We start from the raw sequence: 15,711 nt of genomic DNA, 5'->3' as shown, positions 1-15,711 counted from the left end.
CGGTTAATGAGCGAGGCGGTAGAAATCCATCGACGCCGCACCCTCGGCGTTCAGCGCCATCGCCGGAACCGCCGGCGAATAGGTACGGCTCGTAAGTGCCGCCTCGCCACCGTTGGCAAAAATCTCGACCATCGTAGTGTCCGAAAGCACGCGCAGGTCGCGAAGTTCGCCGAGCTCGATCGACCTCTGGTCGCGTCCATAGCCTTCGTCGCCCATATCGAGGGCAAGCATCCCGTCCGTATAACGCACAAAGACACCCTTGCGGATTTCGAGCTCGATCATCTTGGCTCCCTCGCAGGAAACCACGACATCAAACAGGCGTCCCGGCTCCTCAACGGTCTCACCGCCTACAGCACGAACGCAATCGCCGCGCATCCTCTCAATCTCGTGCGCCGGCCACTGGCAGAGCTTGCCGCCGCGCATGCTCAGCTCTCTCGGCATCGTCAGCGCGCACTGCCACCCGCGCGCCGCCGTCGGGCTTTCTGTCGTCGCATCGGGGCAACCCGACCATCCGATCATCAAACGCCGACCCGCAGCGTCCTCAAAGGACTGCGGGGCATAGAAATCAAAACCGGCATCGACCATCGGGGGCATGCCCTTCCCGACGATTTTAAAGCTCGGCGCCTCCCAATCGGCCTCGATGGGGAACCACACGCACTGATGCGGATTGCGGTAACGCCAACCATCGGCAGGCACACCCTGCGGACAGCAAACGAGAATAAGCTCGCCATCGAGCTCAAACAGATCGGGGCACTCCCACATAAAGCCAAACTTCTCGCCCAACTCAATGCGCGTCGCATAGCTCCAGTCCTCAAGATTGCGCGAGGTATAGACAAGCACGCAGCCACGGTCGTCTTTCGTACGAGCGCCCAGAACCATGTAGTAGATACCGTCGTGTTCAAGGATCTTGGGGTCGCGCACGTGCGTACCGATATCGTCGGGGTAATCGACCGGCCCAACAGCTATGCGCTTCTCGCCCAATTCGTCGGGATTCTCGGCAACCATATGAATCTGGTTTTGCTCACGGCCCGTCAACACGTAGTCGTAATCATCACGGTCAAAATGCTTAACGTTGCCGGTATAGAAGTAGTGAATCTTGCCATCACGTACAAAGGCAGAACCAGAATACGCTCCACTCGAATCCAAATCGGAATCGGGGAACAGCACGGGACCGTGATTCTCGTACGTCACAAAATCCTTTGTCGCCAGATGGTTCCAAAGCACTGGACCGCCATGCGCAGCATCGAACGGATCGTATTGATGATAGATGTGATACGTATCACCAATCTGAACCAAACCATTGGGGTCGTTGAGCCAGCCAAGCTCAGGCTCCACATGGAACAAAAGCCTATCGGGGTCGGACGCGATGCGAGCCGCCGTCTCATCCTGTCCGGCACGCCACTGCTCATAGTCCGCACGCATCACCTTGTTTTTTTGATTAAACATCGCCATTGACCTTCTCGTCTATAGGAAAGGACGCTCGACTCACACGAGCCGAACGCCCTTCCCCAAATGGACTTATCCGCACATTACGCTGAACGGCTCAACTAGAAGCTAACGTCGAAGCCAGCGCCAGCGCCCTCTTCATCGGTGGTCGGCACGCCCTTTGCCTTGTTGTAGGCAAAGATCAAGACGATCGGCACGATGAAGGCGATGAGATTGCCAGCCACATACCACACGAGCGTCTCGGGCGTAACGATGAGCAGGCCAAGCACGCCGGTCAGACCCTGACCGATGGCGCGCACCTCAAAGAGCTTCACGAAGGCACCGCCGCAGCCTGCACCGATGCAAGCGCAGATGAACGGGATGATCGAGTAGCGCATGTTTGCAGCAAAGATTGCGGGCTCGGAGATACCGACCAGCGTCGGGATAAAGGACGACATGCAGATGTTGCGCTCTTTGGAATGCTTCTTGTGAATGAGGTACATGCCGATGGCGCCGCCGCCCTGGGCGATGATGGAAACCGACCAGATTGCCTGGATGTAGTTGAAGCCAGTCGTGGCAACGAGGTTTGCCTCGATACCCTGGATGAACTGATGCGTACCGGTAACGACGAGCGGCTGCAGGAATGCGGCAAAGACAAAGGCACCGAAGACGCCCATCCTGTTGTACAGGATATCGATTACGCCGGCGAGGACGTCGCCGATCAGGTTGCCGAGCGGGCCGAACACGGTGAACAGGGCGACGTTAGCAAGAATCAGGGTAACGGTCGGGACAAAGACGAACGAAACGACCTCGGGGATGTACTTCTGGGCAATCTTCTCGACCTTGGCCATAAACCAGGCAGTCAGGATTGCAGGGAACACGCCGCCCTGGAAAGCAACCATGGGAATGGAGAGCGGACCGAAGTTCCAGTACTCAGCACCCGTCGGGTCCATAACGAACGTGTTACGGTTCATAAGGCTCGGGTGAACCATGACGATACCGACGAGGATGCCCAGGATCGGGTTACCGCCAAAACGCTTGACCGCGCTGTACATAACCAGGACAGGTAGGTAGTCGAAGGTGGTGGCGATAATGGCAAAGAAGCTTGCGAGGTTCTTGAGGAACTCGCTGTGATCGGCGAGGCTGCCCTCCATGCCAAAGAGGCCGTTGGCAACGATCAGCGACTTAAGGCCGATGATGATAGCAGCGCCGACGAAAGCGGGAATGATGGGGATAAAGATGTCCGAGAATACCTTGAGGACCGAGAAGAACTTGCCCTTCTTGTCCGCCTCGGCGCCCTTGACCTCGGAAGCGCTGATCTCCTTAACGCCCGTCAGAGCCATAAACTCATCGTAAACCTTGTTGACGGTACCGGTACCGAAGATGATCATGAGCTGGCCGCTGTTGTACAGCACGCCCTTGACGCCATCGATGTTCTCGAGCTCGGCCTTGTTGTACTTGCTCGTATCCTTGAGCACCAGACGCAGACGCGTAACGCAATGCGTGGCGCCCTCGATGTTCTCCAGACCGCCGACGTTATCGACGACTTGCTGAGACACTACTTTGTAGTCCATGTTCCTCTCCATTCCTTTACGAAATCATAAGACGTTTTGATGCCATTACAGAGACGCGATCGTTGCATTTGCGCACTTAAGCGTACCGTCGGTGACCGTCAGCGCCACACCCTGGCCCTGCTTATTGCAGAATCGAGCGTTAAGCGCAACATCATCGACAAAGATGGTCGCGATATCGTCGTCAACGACCAGGCGCACATGATGAGTGCCCTCGCCCTTAAAGAACAACGGACGCTCGAGGCCCATGTTGTTGACCTGGAACCACGGATACTGGGGGGCCGCCGTAAACTCGAGCTTGCCCTCACGCAGGTTGGCGCGGAACTCATAGGCAAGACCGGACTCGGCGTCCTCGGCAAGCTTCACCGAGAAGCCGGCAGCGTCACCGGCGAGCTCGATGTCGGCATCGAGCATATAGGTGGAACCGGCATCCGCGGCGAGCACCTGCTCGACCTTGCCCGACTCGCAGGAGAGCTCAAAGGCCTCGACTGCCTTAGCCTCGCCAAAGGCGCCAAGCATGCTGTCAGGAAGCTTGGTGCCGAGCGTTCCGTCGGCACGCTGAACGATCTCGAGGGGCATAAAGGTGCCACCCCACAGGTAAGAGCTGGGGTCGCCGCCCTCGTCACGCGTAGGAACCCAACCAAAGAGAACGCGGCGCTCGCCGTCAAATGCGGTACGCGCGGCATAGTACGCGCGGCCATCGAAGGAATCGTCCGCAGGAGTGATCCAAGGACCGTTGATAGAGCGAGACATGCGGTAACGGGTCTTGTTGCCATCACTGTACTCGGAGAACACCAGATACCACCAGTCGCCCATCTTAAAGAGATCAGGCATCTCGAACATGGTGTACAGGCCCGGATTCCACCAGTCGCCCTGGAACTCCCAGGTATCCAGGTCCTTGGAGGTGAACTTGACCAGACGACCGGTCATCAGACGCTTGTCCTCGCCCACACGCGTGCCGAGGATGAGCATGTACTCTTCGTTCTCCTCATCCCAAAGCACAAAGGGATCGCGCCAGTTGCGGTCATCGTAACCCTCCTGGGGCGGAAGCAGCGTCTCGGCGATGTTCTTCTCCCACTTGACGGCGTCGTCACTCGTTGCGTGAAGAAGAACCTGCTTCATCAAGCGTGCCTTGACCTTATCGCGATTGCAACCAGTGTAGAGCGCATGGTACTTGTCGCCCACCTTAAACACCGTGCCGGCATAAACATACTGGTCGACTTCCTCGTCGCCGCCACGCTCAAGGCTCTCGCCAAAGTCTTTGTAATTGACGAAGTCCTTGGTTGTCGCGAGTGCCCAGCCAAACGGCTCTCCGAAAGGTCCGGGGTTTCGCGTGTCACGCTGATGATAGAGATAGAACGTGCCGTCCTCGCCGTACGGCATGATGTCGCCTACCCAAATTCCCTCAGGCTGGTAATACACCTTGTGCATCCGAGACTTCCTTTCTCACGAGATACTAACTCGGTACAACTGCAAGATATGTCAATCGTTTTCATATGTCAAACGTTTTCACACCAATACGTCTTTTCGCAGTTCCAGTCGTCGGCAAACGGTTGACATATGCTGGCGAACGGTCATCAGAGGTGTTTGAGGAATTCTTTTGGCACGGGATGAACTACGCGGTTTTACCCTCAATGAGTTCAACGGGGAGCTTGATATTCGATTCGGGCTTTTCGCCGTTAATAAGAGCAATGATGGATTGCGCCGCGAGCTCTCCGATGCGATCGATATCTTGGCGAACGGTTGTTAAGTCAGGCATAAACGTCATAGTGCGGCGGGCACCATCCGCGCCCACGACCTTAATATCGCCCGGAGCGCTCAAGCCGCGCTGCTTCATCACGTTAAGACAGATAGCCGCCATCGTGTCGTCTCCCGCAAAGATGCCGTCAATATCGGGGTTCTCATCGAGGATCTTCGCAACGACCGCGCTCTTTTCGTCGTCGGGCTTAACGAACTCGACCTCACGGACAAGCGCGGGCAAACCGGCCTGCTCAACAACATCGAGGTAGGCATCGGTACGCTTATTGGCAGGCATGCGCATGCGGCTATTGCTGCGCAGGCACAGGATGCGCGAACACCCGTCATCGATCAGGCGACGCGTGGCAAGTTCGCCGATACTATAGCTGTCGCTCGCAATCTGAACAGAGGCCTCGCCAAGGTCGCAGTCGATACCAACCAGACTCAAACCCATCTCGGCATACGCCTCGGCACCGATATTAAGCGAGTTGACGATGACGCCATCAACCATATTGCGTCGAAGCATGTCGATATAAGAGCGCTCAAGCTCGGGTCGATTGGCGCTATTGCACAGCAGCATCTTAAAACCGTTTTCGGCCAGGGTATGCTCAATGACTTGAACCACTTGGGCATGAAACGGACTGCTGACATAGGGGACGATCATACCGATAAGATTCAGGCGACCGTTGAGCATGGCACGGGCGATATCGTTGGGCGTATAGTTGATGCGCTTCATCGCGGCATGGACCTTATCGCGGGTCTCTTGGCTAATATAGCCGCGATTATTAAGCACGCGAGATACCGTAGTAGGCGAAACCCCCGCCACCGCCGCAACTTCCTTGATACCAGGCTTAGCCGTATCCTTAGAACGAGCACTCTCGCGAGCCATAGCACCCTCCCCCATCAACATGTCATACGTTTACATACGAACAAAGCATACCCCAACAAGAGCGGGAAGACGGTAACAGTACAAGTAAGTAAACGACTCATCCAAATAATTAGGAGAGTTCCGCCTAAAGGGTGACTACACAGGACCCAGCCAAGGCTGTTTGGGCTACCTCCCAAAATATTCCGCAGGACGCAAAGAGGCTCGCCGCACGAAGTGCGCAGCGAGCCTCTTTGCATGTCCGAGGACACCAATTTTGATTTAGCGTGGTTCCCTAAAGGGCGACAACGCAGGAGACCCGGCAAGGCCGGGAGCACTTTGTCTCGCAAACATTCCGCAGCCGCGAAGCGGCGAGGACGTTTGAGAGGCAAAGTGCGTAGGCCTTGCCGGGTCTCCGGTGGGAGTTGAGTCCCTTTAGAACTTGTTGTGGAAGGTACGCGAAATGACCTCGTCCTGCTGCTCCTTGGTGAGTGTGTGGAAGTTCACGGCGTAGCCGGAAACGCGGATGGTCAGCTGCGGATACTTCTCGGGATGAGCCTGAGCGTCGAGCAGCGTCTCACGGTTAAAGACGTTGATGTTCAGGTGGTGGCCACCCTTCTCGGCGTAAGCGTCGAGCATGTGGACCAGGTTATCGGCCTGAGTCTCGGAAACTTCAGAAACCTTCATAATGTGTCTCCTTCGATTGATAGGCGCCGGCCGAAACCGGCGCGCCAATCAGTAATCGTTATTGTTAGTATAGCATTAACAATAGTTACTCGCCCAGCTGATCAAGGTCGATATCGCCAAAGAACACCTGGTCCTCCTTGCCGAGCGCACCCGGGATGATGGAGAAGGTGTTGGAGATGCCGTCCTGAGCATCGCGGAACGGGAGCTTGGAAACCGAAGACAGCGAGGCGATGGCGCCGAGGCTATCGCGCTTGTGCATGGGGTTAGCACCCGGGGCGAAGGGCTGGCCAGCCTTGCGGCCATCAGGCGTAGAACCGGTCTTCTTGCCGTACACGACGTTGGAGGTAATGGTCAGAACCGAGGTCGTGGGCACGGAGTTGCGGTAGGTGTCGTTCATGCGGATGTACTCCATGAACTGGTGCACAACGTCGTGAGCGATCTGGTCGACGCGGTCGTCGTCGTTACCGTACTTGGGGAACTCGCCCTCGGTCTCGAAGTCGACGATGATGCCATTCTCGTCACGGACGGGGTGGACCTTGGCGTACTTGATGGCAGACAGGGAGTCAGCCACGACGGAAAGGCCAGCGATGCCCGTAGCGAACCAACGGTGCACGTGCTTGTCGTGCAGAGCCATCTGGATGCGCTCGTAGCAGTACTTATCGTGCATGTAGTGAATGATGTTCAGCGAGTTGACGTACACGCCAGCGAGCCACTTCATCATGTCGTTGTACTTTGCCACGACGTCGTCGTAATCGAGCGTGTCGCCCTCGACGGCGCGGTACTTGGGGCCGACCTGCTTCTTGGAGACCTCGTCAACACCGCCGTTGAGTGCGTACAGCAGGCACTTGGCCAGGTTGGCGCGGGCGCCGAAGAACTGCATCTCCTTGCCAATGCGCATGGAGGACACGCAGCAGGCAATGCCGTAGTCGTCGCCGTGGTAAACACGCATGAGGTCATCGTTCTCGTACTGGATCGAGGAGCTGGCGACGGAAGTCTTGGCGCAGAACTTCTTGAAGTTCTCGGGCAGACGGGTCGACCACAGAACGGTCATGTTGGGCTCGGGGCTGGTGCCCATGTTCTCAAGCGTGTGCAGGTAGCGGTAGCTCATCTTGGTAACGAGCGTACGGCCGTCGACGCCCATGCCGCCGATGGACTCGGTGACCCACTGCGGATCGCCGGTGAACAGGGCCTGGTACTCGGGGGTACGGGCAAACTTGACCATGCGGAGCTTCATGATGAAGTGATCCACGAACTCCTGGATCTGCTCCTCGGTGAAGGTGCCGTTGGCAAGGTCGCGCTCAGCGTAAATGTCGATGAACGTGGAGGTACGGCCGATGGACATAGCGGCGCCGTTCTGCTCCTTGACGGCAGCGAGGTAGGCGAAGTACATCCACTGGATGGCCTCCTGCGTGTTGGTAGCAGGCTTGGAGATATCGAAACCATAGGTCTCGGCCATCATCTTGAGCTCGCCGAGGGCACGGATCTGCTCCTGCAGCTCCTCACGATCGCGGATGTTGTCGGCAGTCATGACCGTCGGGGTGGAAGCCTTCTGGGCCTCCTTGTCCTTGATCAGGTAGTCGACACCGTACAGGGCGACACGACGGTAGTCGCCGATGATGCGGCCGCGGCCATAGCCATCGGGCAGACCGGTGATGATGTGGGCCGAACGGCAAGCGCGCATCTCGGGGGTGTAGACATCGAAGACGCCCGCGTTGTGGGTCTTGCGCTCGAAGGTGTAGCGCTCGACAACGTTCTCGTCGATCTTGTAGCCGTGCTGGCTAGCAGCCTGGCAAGCGATGCGGATACCGCCGTTGACGTGCAACGCGCGCTTGAGCGGCTTGTCGGTCTGGAGGCCGACGATGGTCTCCTTCTCACGATGGGCGTTATCGATGTAGCCAGCGGGATGGCTCACGATACCCGTGACGGTCTTGGTGTCCATATCGAGGACGCCGCCCTGCTCGCGCTCCTTGAGCAGCAGGTCGAGAACCTCGCCCCACAGCTCCTTGGTACGCTCGGTCGGGCCGGCGAGGAACGACTCGTCGCCCTCGTAGGGGGTGTAGTTCTTCTGGATGAAGTCTCGGACGTCAACCTCTCCCGTCCAGATGCCTTCCTTGAAGCCTTCCCATGCCTCCTGCATTGTGTAACCACGCTCCTAGTTACGTATTATGCGGCGCTCTCACACCGCTGCTTATTGAATTCTTGAATATTCGACCTGCATGACCGGCTTCATTCGCCTTTCATCGCGCGTTAGCGCAGGGAAAAACGTTTATTCACCTTGGTCTTGCAACCCTAAACCCAAGATTTCACCCGTCTGTGAAGGATAACATAGCCACCCCCTTCATCAGGGCTGTTATATGTTCCTTTTTTTATACCATTAGTCCTTTTTTGACAAATCCGCAGGAAACGCACGCGTCATCAGCTACCGTTCACCGAATTGTTTGATATTTCCCCTTGCCTTTATACGTCCTTCACTCTAGCTGTTATGCCAGCTTTAGCAGGGTAAAGTGTCCTAGAGACCCTTCAGAAACTGAAGGGCGGCCACGGGATTTTCCCCGCGGCCGCCCTGTGGCGTGGCTAGTTTTTTAGCTTTGATTGCCGCTTGGCATTAAGCGGCTGAGGCGGCGCTGCCGGTCGCTGCCTTGCTGTTGCTCTGCTGGCCCTGAAAATGCTTGTAGCACCAGCTGGTGACCAGCGGGGTCAAAATGGCCGTCACGATAGCGCAGGCTGCAACCTGAGCCGTAGCCGTCGCGAGCACCGCACCGCCGTACATGGCCTCGTTGACGCTAGCCATGGCAGCAGGCGTGGCCACATTGGCTCCGGCGCAGCTGGAGATTGCCGCACCTGCGACACCGGTGCCACCGGTAAGCTTATCGACCGCAACAACGGGGACAGCGAAGACCACCGAGCAGATCACGCCGAGCAGAATGCCGGGAAGACCGCCGTTGATAAGCTGACCAAAAGTCATGGTCGAGCCCATGGCAAAGAAGACGAGCACGATGATGGCGGAAAGTGCCGGTGCCATCATCTTCTTAAAGCTCGGGAAGAGGTTACCCAGAATAATGCCGACGACGATCGGCAGGATGGCGCCCACGAGCGACCAGCCGATCGGAGCCTGGCCGGCGGCGCCGAGCACGATCATCGTGACCGGAGGGCCGACAACCAGCGTAGTGATGGCGACGGCGCCACGCTCGGCCTCGTTGCCCATGGTGCCCATCAATCCAGCGTACATAGCGTTGTTGGCACCCGTGCAAGCGGCCAGCATCACCATGGCCGAGATGCCAAACAGGTTGTCGTTGAACACATAAAGGATGAGCAGCGACACGGCGACAACCACGATCTGCTTGACGGCAATGATAATGGCACCGCGGGCAGCGGCAGCAGGAGCGCTCTTAAACGAAATCGTCGTACCGACGATGAGCAAAAAAGCGCCCACAAGCGGGCCGGCGCCCTGCTGGGTCATACCGAGCGTAAAGCTGCCGAGCGTTTTAAACAGGTCGGGGAACAGCGTGTTGAGCAGGCAACCCAAAAAAAGCGGCACCAGGATATTGGCGCCCGGGATGGAGGACATCTTAAAGAACGGCTCTTTTGTTGCCGGCGCCTCCACCGCAGTCGATTCACTCATTTATATCTCCTTTTGATGCGTGTGACACGCGGCCACACGCTCCTGAGTCAGAAAGAAGGCGACGGTCCCGAGTCGCAGGAGCCGTCGCCGAATTATCGCCGCGGGGTATTACCCGTCCAGAACGATGCCGCCGTCGCAGTCGCCGATCTCGCCGTTCACGAAGCTGGCGAGGTCGGAAGCAAAGAACAGCACCATCTGTGCAGGCTCGCTAGCCTGGGCAGCGCGGCCCAGGGGAATACCGTTGATGATGCGCTGAGAGTTCTCATCAGAGAGAATCGAGGTCATGTCGGTAAGGGTAAGCGACGGGCACACGGCGTTGCAGCGGATGCCGAACTTACCGCCTTCCTTGGCGACCGCCTTGGTTAGGCCGTTGACACCGGCCTTGGAGCTTGCGTAGGCAGCAGTGCCGAGCAGGCCGCCGCCGATCTTGCCGGCCACAGAGCTCACGTTGACGATGGTGCCGGTGTGGGCCGCCTTAAAGTGCGGGTACACGGCATTCATCATGGTAAAGGTGCCGTTGAGGTTGATGTCGATGGTGCGGCGCCATTCGGTGTCGTCGATCTCGTCGAACTTCTTGGTGCTGATGACACCGGCGCAGTTGATCAGAATGTTGGTCTGGGGCAGATCCGCGAAGATCTGCTCGACGGTCTCGCGCGCCTTGGACGCATCGGCGACATCGAGCTGGTAGAACTTGTTGCCCTCGCCAAGCTCGGCCACCGCGGCCTCGCCCTTGGTAGCGTTCCTTGCGATGAGCGCGACGTGTCCGCCGCCCGCAACGATACCCTTGGCAATCTCGAGGCCAATGCCCTGAGTGCCGCCGGTAACGATCGCGGTTTTGCCCGTGAAGTCAAATGCCATGACTCCAACCCCCTTGATTCAGGTGTCTCCTTGCGGGAAGTTGGAGCATCGCGCGTGGCGTTACTTGAGTCCCAATCGTCATGGTGGTGACAACCCCTCGCCCAACCGCGTGCATGATAATTCTTTGAAACGCTTCACCAATTGAATGGTTTTAAGTCTTTATGCGCTCTTTATATTGCTCACCGCATGAAGCCCGCGTATGTGGGTATCATCTTCCACCGAAAATAGTTTCTAGTGTTAGGGGTTTTCGGTGGAAGATACCGATTTCCATGCGCTTGGGCGTCAGCTCTTTACCGAGTTTGGCAGCATGCATCAGCGCATTTCGCGCTTTGCCGACCAGGCCCTGAGCGGCGAGATGGCCGTCATGCGCGCCCTCATGCTCGCTGGTGGTTCGCTCACACCGAGCGAACTCGCTGATCGTGCCTGGGTCTCGAGCGCCCGCATCGCCAATATCCTGCGCGCTCTCGAAGCCAAGGGCTGGGTCGAGCGCGAGCACTCAAAGACCGACCGTCGTCGCGTACACGTCACGGTGACCGACAAGGGATTCCAGGATCTCGAAATCAAACGTCGGGAATTCGAGAACCGCACCGCGGCTTTCCTCGAGCAGCTCGGCGAAACAGATACCCAAGAGATGGTGCGCCTTCTTAGACGCGCCAACGAAATTATCGACCGCAATCAAGAAAGGAGAGATGCCGAGTGAGGATTCTCAAGCTCTTTAAAAAGCATATTCTGGCACTGTTCACAGCTATCGTACTTATCGTAATCAGCTGCAATGCCGACCTAGCGCTACCTACGTATATGAGTGACATCGTCGATGTGGGCGTGCAGCAAGGCGGCATCGCCTCGCCCGTACCCGACACCATTCGCGCCGAATCGCTCGATGACCTCAAGCTCTTTATGAGCGCCAAGGATGCCAAGGCTGTGGAGGCCGTGTTTAGCAAGGCGAACAAGAACGGCATTCGAACGTACAAGGGAACAGAAGATGAGCGCGCCGACGGCAGCAAGCTCGCCGATATCATGAGCCTGCCCGAGACCGTCGTCCTTTCGCTCAACCAGGGCATCGATGCCAGCTCCATGGGCGACATGATGGGCACGTCCAGTGAGAAAGATAACAGCGCCGCCCAGGCCATGCCCTCCCCCGAGCAGATGGCGGCGATGACGCCCGAGCAGCTCGCCGAAATGCAGCAGAAGGCCGCAGCGGCACAGAACATGCAAAAGCAGATTGATGCCGACGGCGGTAAGATCACCATGAAGAGCCTACGTCTGGGCATCGAGGGCGGTCTGGTAGACCAAAGCAAGCTCGTCGAAGGTGCCAACGAGATGGCGGACAAAATGGGCTCCATGTCGGGTTCCATCGTCACGCAGCGCGCCGTGACCTACGTGCAGGACGAGTACAAGGCGCAGGGTATCGACCCCGCCGACGTGCAGAACTCCTACCTGGGCCGTATGGCGACCACGATGTTTGGCCTGTGCCTGGTGTCGCTTGTCGCCACCATCCTGACCGGCGCCGTGGCCTCGCGCACTGCTTGCTCCATCGCCCGCGACCTGCGCCGCGAGACCTTCAACAAGGTCATGCACTTTTCGCCGGCCGAGGTGGGCAAGTTTAGCCAGGCCTCGCTCATCACCCGCTGCACCAACGACATTCAGCAGATCCAGATGGCAGCGACCCTGTTCATCCGCATGTGCCTCATGGCGCCCGTCATGGGCATCGTCGCGGTCATGCGCGTCCTGGCCAACCACACCGGCCTGGAATGGACCATCGCCGTGGCCATCATCGCGGTCTCGGCCGTCGTCGGCGTGCTCATGGGCCTCACCATGCCCAAGTTCAAAAAGATGCAGAGCTTTGTGGACCGCGTGAACCTTACCGCGCGCGAGCTGCTCGACGGCCTTATGCCCATCCGCTCGTTTAACCGCGAGGAGCACGAGCTCGAGCGTTTTGACAAGGCATCACTCGATCTGATGACCACGCAGCTCTACACCAACCGCGCCATGAGCTTTATGATGCCGCTCATGATGCTCGTCATGAACTGCATCACCGTGCTTATCGTCTGGTTTGGCGCACAAGGCGTGTCCGACGGCGTGATGCAGGTCGGCAACATGATGGCGTTTATCTCCTACACCATGCAGATCGTCATGGCGTTTATGATCCTCACCATGGTTTCGGTCATCCTGCCCCGCGCCGAGGTCGCAGCCGAGCGCGTGGAAGAGGTCATCACCTGCCCCACAAGCATCAACGACCCCGTCTCGCCCAAGCTGCCCGCGGCAAACGCGCCGCGCGGTGAGCTCACCTTCCGCGACGTGAGCTTCCAGTACCCCGATGCCCGCGCCGATGTCATCAGCGGCGTGAACTTCACCACGCACGCCGGCCAGATGCTCGGCATCATTGGCTCCACGGGCTCGGGCAAGTCCACGCTCGTGCAGCTGATTCCGCGCCTGTACGACGTGACGGGCGGCAGCATTTCGCTCGACGGTATCGACGTGCGCGATATGACCCTTTCCGAGCTGCGCCGTCGCATCGGTTACATCCCGCAGCAGGGTCGTCTGTTCTCGGGCACCGTCGAGAGCAACCTCAAGTTTGCCGGCGATATGGTTAGTGACGAGGATATGCGCCAGGCAGCGCGCATCGCACAGGCCGAGGACTTTATCGCCGAGCGCGAGGGCGGTTACGACTCCCCCATCAGCCAGGGCGGCTCCAATGTCTCGGGCGGTCAGCGCCAGCGTCTGGCCATCGCCCGCGCCCTGGCCAAAAAGCCCGAGGTCCTAGTGTTCGATGATTCGTTTAGCGCCCTCGACTACAAGACCGACGCGCGCCTGCGCGAGGAGCTTGCCAAAAACGTCACTGACGCTGCGCTCGTGGTCGTGGCCCAGCGCATCGCGACCATCATGCACGCCGACCAGATCATCGTGCTCGATGACGGCCACGTAGTGGGCACCGGCACGCACGAGGAGCTGTTGCACAACTGCCCGGCGTACTTGGAGATCGCACAGTCGCAGCTTTCTGCCGAGGAACTGGGGCTTACCCAAGAAGAGATTGCAGCTGTTATGGAAGGAGGCGAGCGATAATGGCAGACGAGACCAAGACTCAGATTCCCAAACCCACCCGCCAGCGTGGCCCCATGGGTCGTATGGGCAGCATGGGCCGCGGCGAAAAGGCCAAGGACTTTAAGGGCACCATTCGGCAGCTGCTCGGCTATATCGGCCAACACAAGGTTGCCGTGTTTGCCGCCGTCGCCTTTGCCGTGTGCTCGGTCATCTTTAACATTGTGGGGCCCAAGGTGCTCGGCCAGGTTACGACCAAGCTGTTCGAAGGCCTGGTTGCCAAGGTCAACGGTACCGGCGATGTCGACTTTAACTGGATCGCCAAGACGCTCGGCTTTTTGCTCTGCCTGTACCTGGCGAGCTCTGCCTGCAGCCTGATCCAGGGCTGGCTCATGACCGGCGTTACGCAAAAGATCTGCTACCGCATGCGCAAGGAGATCGCCGCCAAGATCGCCGTCGTACCGATGAGCTACTTCAACGGCCACAGCAAGGGCGACGTGCTCAGCCGCATTACCAACGACGTCGATACGCTCGGCCAGTCGCTCAACCAGAGCGTGACGCAGCTCATCACGTCCATCACGCAGATTATCGGCGTACTCGTCATGATGCTGTCGATCAGCCTGCCGCTCACCGGCGTCACCGTGCTCACGCTGCCGGCCGCCGCGATTATCTTGATGGTGATGATTCACTTCTCGCAGCCGTACTTCCGCGAGCAGCAGCAGGTCCTGGGCACCGTCAACGGCATTATCGAGGAGGACTTTGCCGGCCAGAACGTCATTCAGGTGTTCGACCGCGCCGAGGCCTCGATCGAGGAGTTCGATAAGGAGAACGACCGTCTCTTTATTAGCGGCTGGCGCTCGCAGTTCCTGTCGGGCCTGATGATGCCGCTTATGAGCCTGGTGGGCAACATGGGCTACGTGGGCGTCGTCGTGGTGGGTGCGCAGCTCGCGCTGACCGGCAATGCCACGCCTGGCGATATTCAGAGCTTTATCCAGTACGTTCGCAACTTTACGCAACCCGTGCAGCAGCTGGGCAACGTGAGCAACACGATGCAGTCGATGGCAGCTGCCACCGAGCGCGTCTTTGAGTTCCTCGCCGCGCCCGAAGAGGAGCAGAAGGCCGACGCCCAGATTCCCGAAAAGCGCCCCGGCCACGTTGAGTTTGACCATGTCAAGTTTGGCTACACGCCCGACAAGACCATCATCCACAACTTTAGCTGCGAGGCGCAGCCCGGCCAGACCATCGCCATCGTCGGCCCCACCGGCGCCGGCAAGACCACGCTCATCAAGCTGCTGCAGCGTTTCTACGATGTGGACGACGGTTCGCTACGCGTCGAGGGCATCGACGCGCGCGACTGGGACCGCGCGGCACTTCGCGGCGAGTTTGCCATGGTGCTGCAGGATACCTGGCTGTTTAACGGCACCATCCGCGAGAACATCCGCTACGGACGCCCCGATGCGAGCGATGCCGAGGTCGAGGCAGCTGCACGCGCAGCGCGCTGCGATCACTTTATCCATACGCTCGCCGGCGGCTACGACTTTATGATCAATGAGGAAGGCACGAACCTGTCGCAGGGCCAGCGCCAGCTCGTGACCATCGCTCGCGCCATTTTGGCCGACCGCCCGGCGCTGATTCTGGACGAGGCGACCTCCAACGTGGATACCCGCACCGAGGAGCTCATTCAGCGCGCCATGGATGCGCTGATGCAGGGCCGCACCAGCTTTGTCATCGCGCACCGCCTGTCCACGATCCGCAACGCCGACGTGATCTTGGTAATTCGCGACGGCGACATCGTCGAGAAGGGCACGCACGATGAGCTGCTCGCCCAAGGCGGCTTCTACGCCGACCTGTACAACTCGCAGTTCGACGAAGCGGCGTAAATTCTGCCGCAGGGAACGAATAACGCC

Annotated in this window: 11 protein-coding genes; 3 read left to right on the top strand and 8 right to left on the bottom strand. The window is 58.6% G+C overall.

The annotated features are described in order from the left end of the window. Positions 1-3: 3 nt before the first annotated feature. The 8 genes from DWX25_RS00905 to DWX25_RS00870 form a co-directional block, all read right to left on the bottom strand. On the bottom strand, positions 4-1,446 hold the full coding sequence (locus DWX25_RS00905) for a glycoside hydrolase family 32 protein (protein WP_158553143.1): 1,443 nt from the start codon (positions 1,444-1,446) through the stop codon (positions 4-6). Positions 1,447-1,547: 101 nt separating this feature from the next. Further along, positions 1,548-2,999, bottom strand: a complete 1,452-nt coding sequence (locus tag DWX25_RS00900; protein ID WP_040358954.1) for a PTS transporter subunit EIIC — start codon at positions 2,997-2,999, stop codon at positions 1,548-1,550. A 45-nt stretch (positions 3,000-3,044) separates the two neighbouring features. After that, positions 3,045-4,427, bottom strand: coding sequence for a family 43 glycosylhydrolase (locus DWX25_RS00895; RefSeq protein WP_117743236.1), 1,383 nt, complete (start codon positions 4,425-4,427; stop codon positions 3,045-3,047). A 184-nt stretch (positions 4,428-4,611) separates the two neighbouring features. Continuing rightward, positions 4,612-5,622, bottom strand: a complete 1,011-nt coding sequence (locus DWX25_RS00890; RefSeq protein ID WP_225093894.1) for a LacI family DNA-binding transcriptional regulator — start codon at positions 5,620-5,622, stop codon at positions 4,612-4,614. A 411-nt stretch (positions 5,623-6,033) separates the two neighbouring features. Then, complete coding sequence (gene grcA3, locus DWX25_RS00885; protein ID WP_055252439.1) at positions 6,034-6,285, bottom strand: autonomous glycyl radical cofactor GrcA3; 252 nt, start codon at positions 6,283-6,285, stop codon at positions 6,034-6,036. Between the two features lie 85 nt (positions 6,286-6,370). Continuing rightward, positions 6,371-8,422 (bottom strand): formate C-acetyltransferase, encoded by a 2,052-nt coding sequence (gene pflB / locus DWX25_RS00880; RefSeq protein WP_117735726.1) that lies wholly within the window; start codon positions 8,420-8,422, stop codon positions 6,371-6,373. Positions 8,423-8,890: 468 nt separating this feature from the next. Next, positions 8,891-9,907 carry a 2-keto-3-deoxygluconate permease gene (locus DWX25_RS00875; protein WP_117735727.1) on the bottom strand — a complete coding sequence of 339 codons (1,017 nt, stop codon included), beginning with the start codon at positions 9,905-9,907 and terminating at the stop codon, positions 8,891-8,893. Positions 9,908-10,015: 108 nt separating this feature from the next. Beyond that, complete coding sequence (locus tag DWX25_RS00870) at positions 10,016-10,765, bottom strand: SDR family NAD(P)-dependent oxidoreductase (RefSeq protein ID WP_117763451.1); 750 nt, start codon at positions 10,763-10,765, stop codon at positions 10,016-10,018. 250 nt (positions 10,766-11,015) lie between these two features. Here DWX25_RS00870 and DWX25_RS00865 point away from each other — a divergent pair, with 250 nt between their 5' ends. Genes DWX25_RS00865 through DWX25_RS00855 form a run of 3 tightly spaced genes read left to right on the top strand, consistent with a single transcriptional unit; the run spans position 11,016 to position 15,684 of the window. Beyond that, positions 11,016-11,465 carry a MarR family winged helix-turn-helix transcriptional regulator gene (locus DWX25_RS00865; protein ID WP_117798448.1) on the top strand — a complete coding sequence of 150 codons (450 nt, stop codon included), beginning with the start codon at positions 11,016-11,018 and terminating at the stop codon, positions 11,463-11,465. Continuing rightward, a complete protein-coding gene (locus tag DWX25_RS00860; RefSeq protein ID WP_117798447.1) occupies positions 11,462-13,828 on the top strand; it encodes an ABC transporter ATP-binding protein in 2,367 nt (788 codons plus the stop codon). Before DWX25_RS00865 ends, DWX25_RS00860 begins: the two co-directional genes overlap by 4 nt. Further along, the gene (locus tag DWX25_RS00855) at positions 13,828-15,684 is read left to right on the top strand and encodes an ABC transporter ATP-binding protein (RefSeq protein WP_117798446.1); all 1,857 of its coding nucleotides are present in this window, start codon (positions 13,828-13,830) and stop codon (positions 15,682-15,684) included. Before DWX25_RS00860 ends, DWX25_RS00855 begins: the two co-directional genes overlap by 1 nt. The last annotated feature ends 27 nt before the right edge of the window (positions 15,685-15,711 follow it).

The organism is Collinsella sp. AF18-8LB (assembly GCF_003459795.1).
Classification (GTDB): domain Bacteria; phylum Actinomycetota; class Coriobacteriia; order Coriobacteriales; family Coriobacteriaceae; genus Collinsella.
This window is presented reverse-complemented; position numbering and strand designations above follow the sequence as displayed.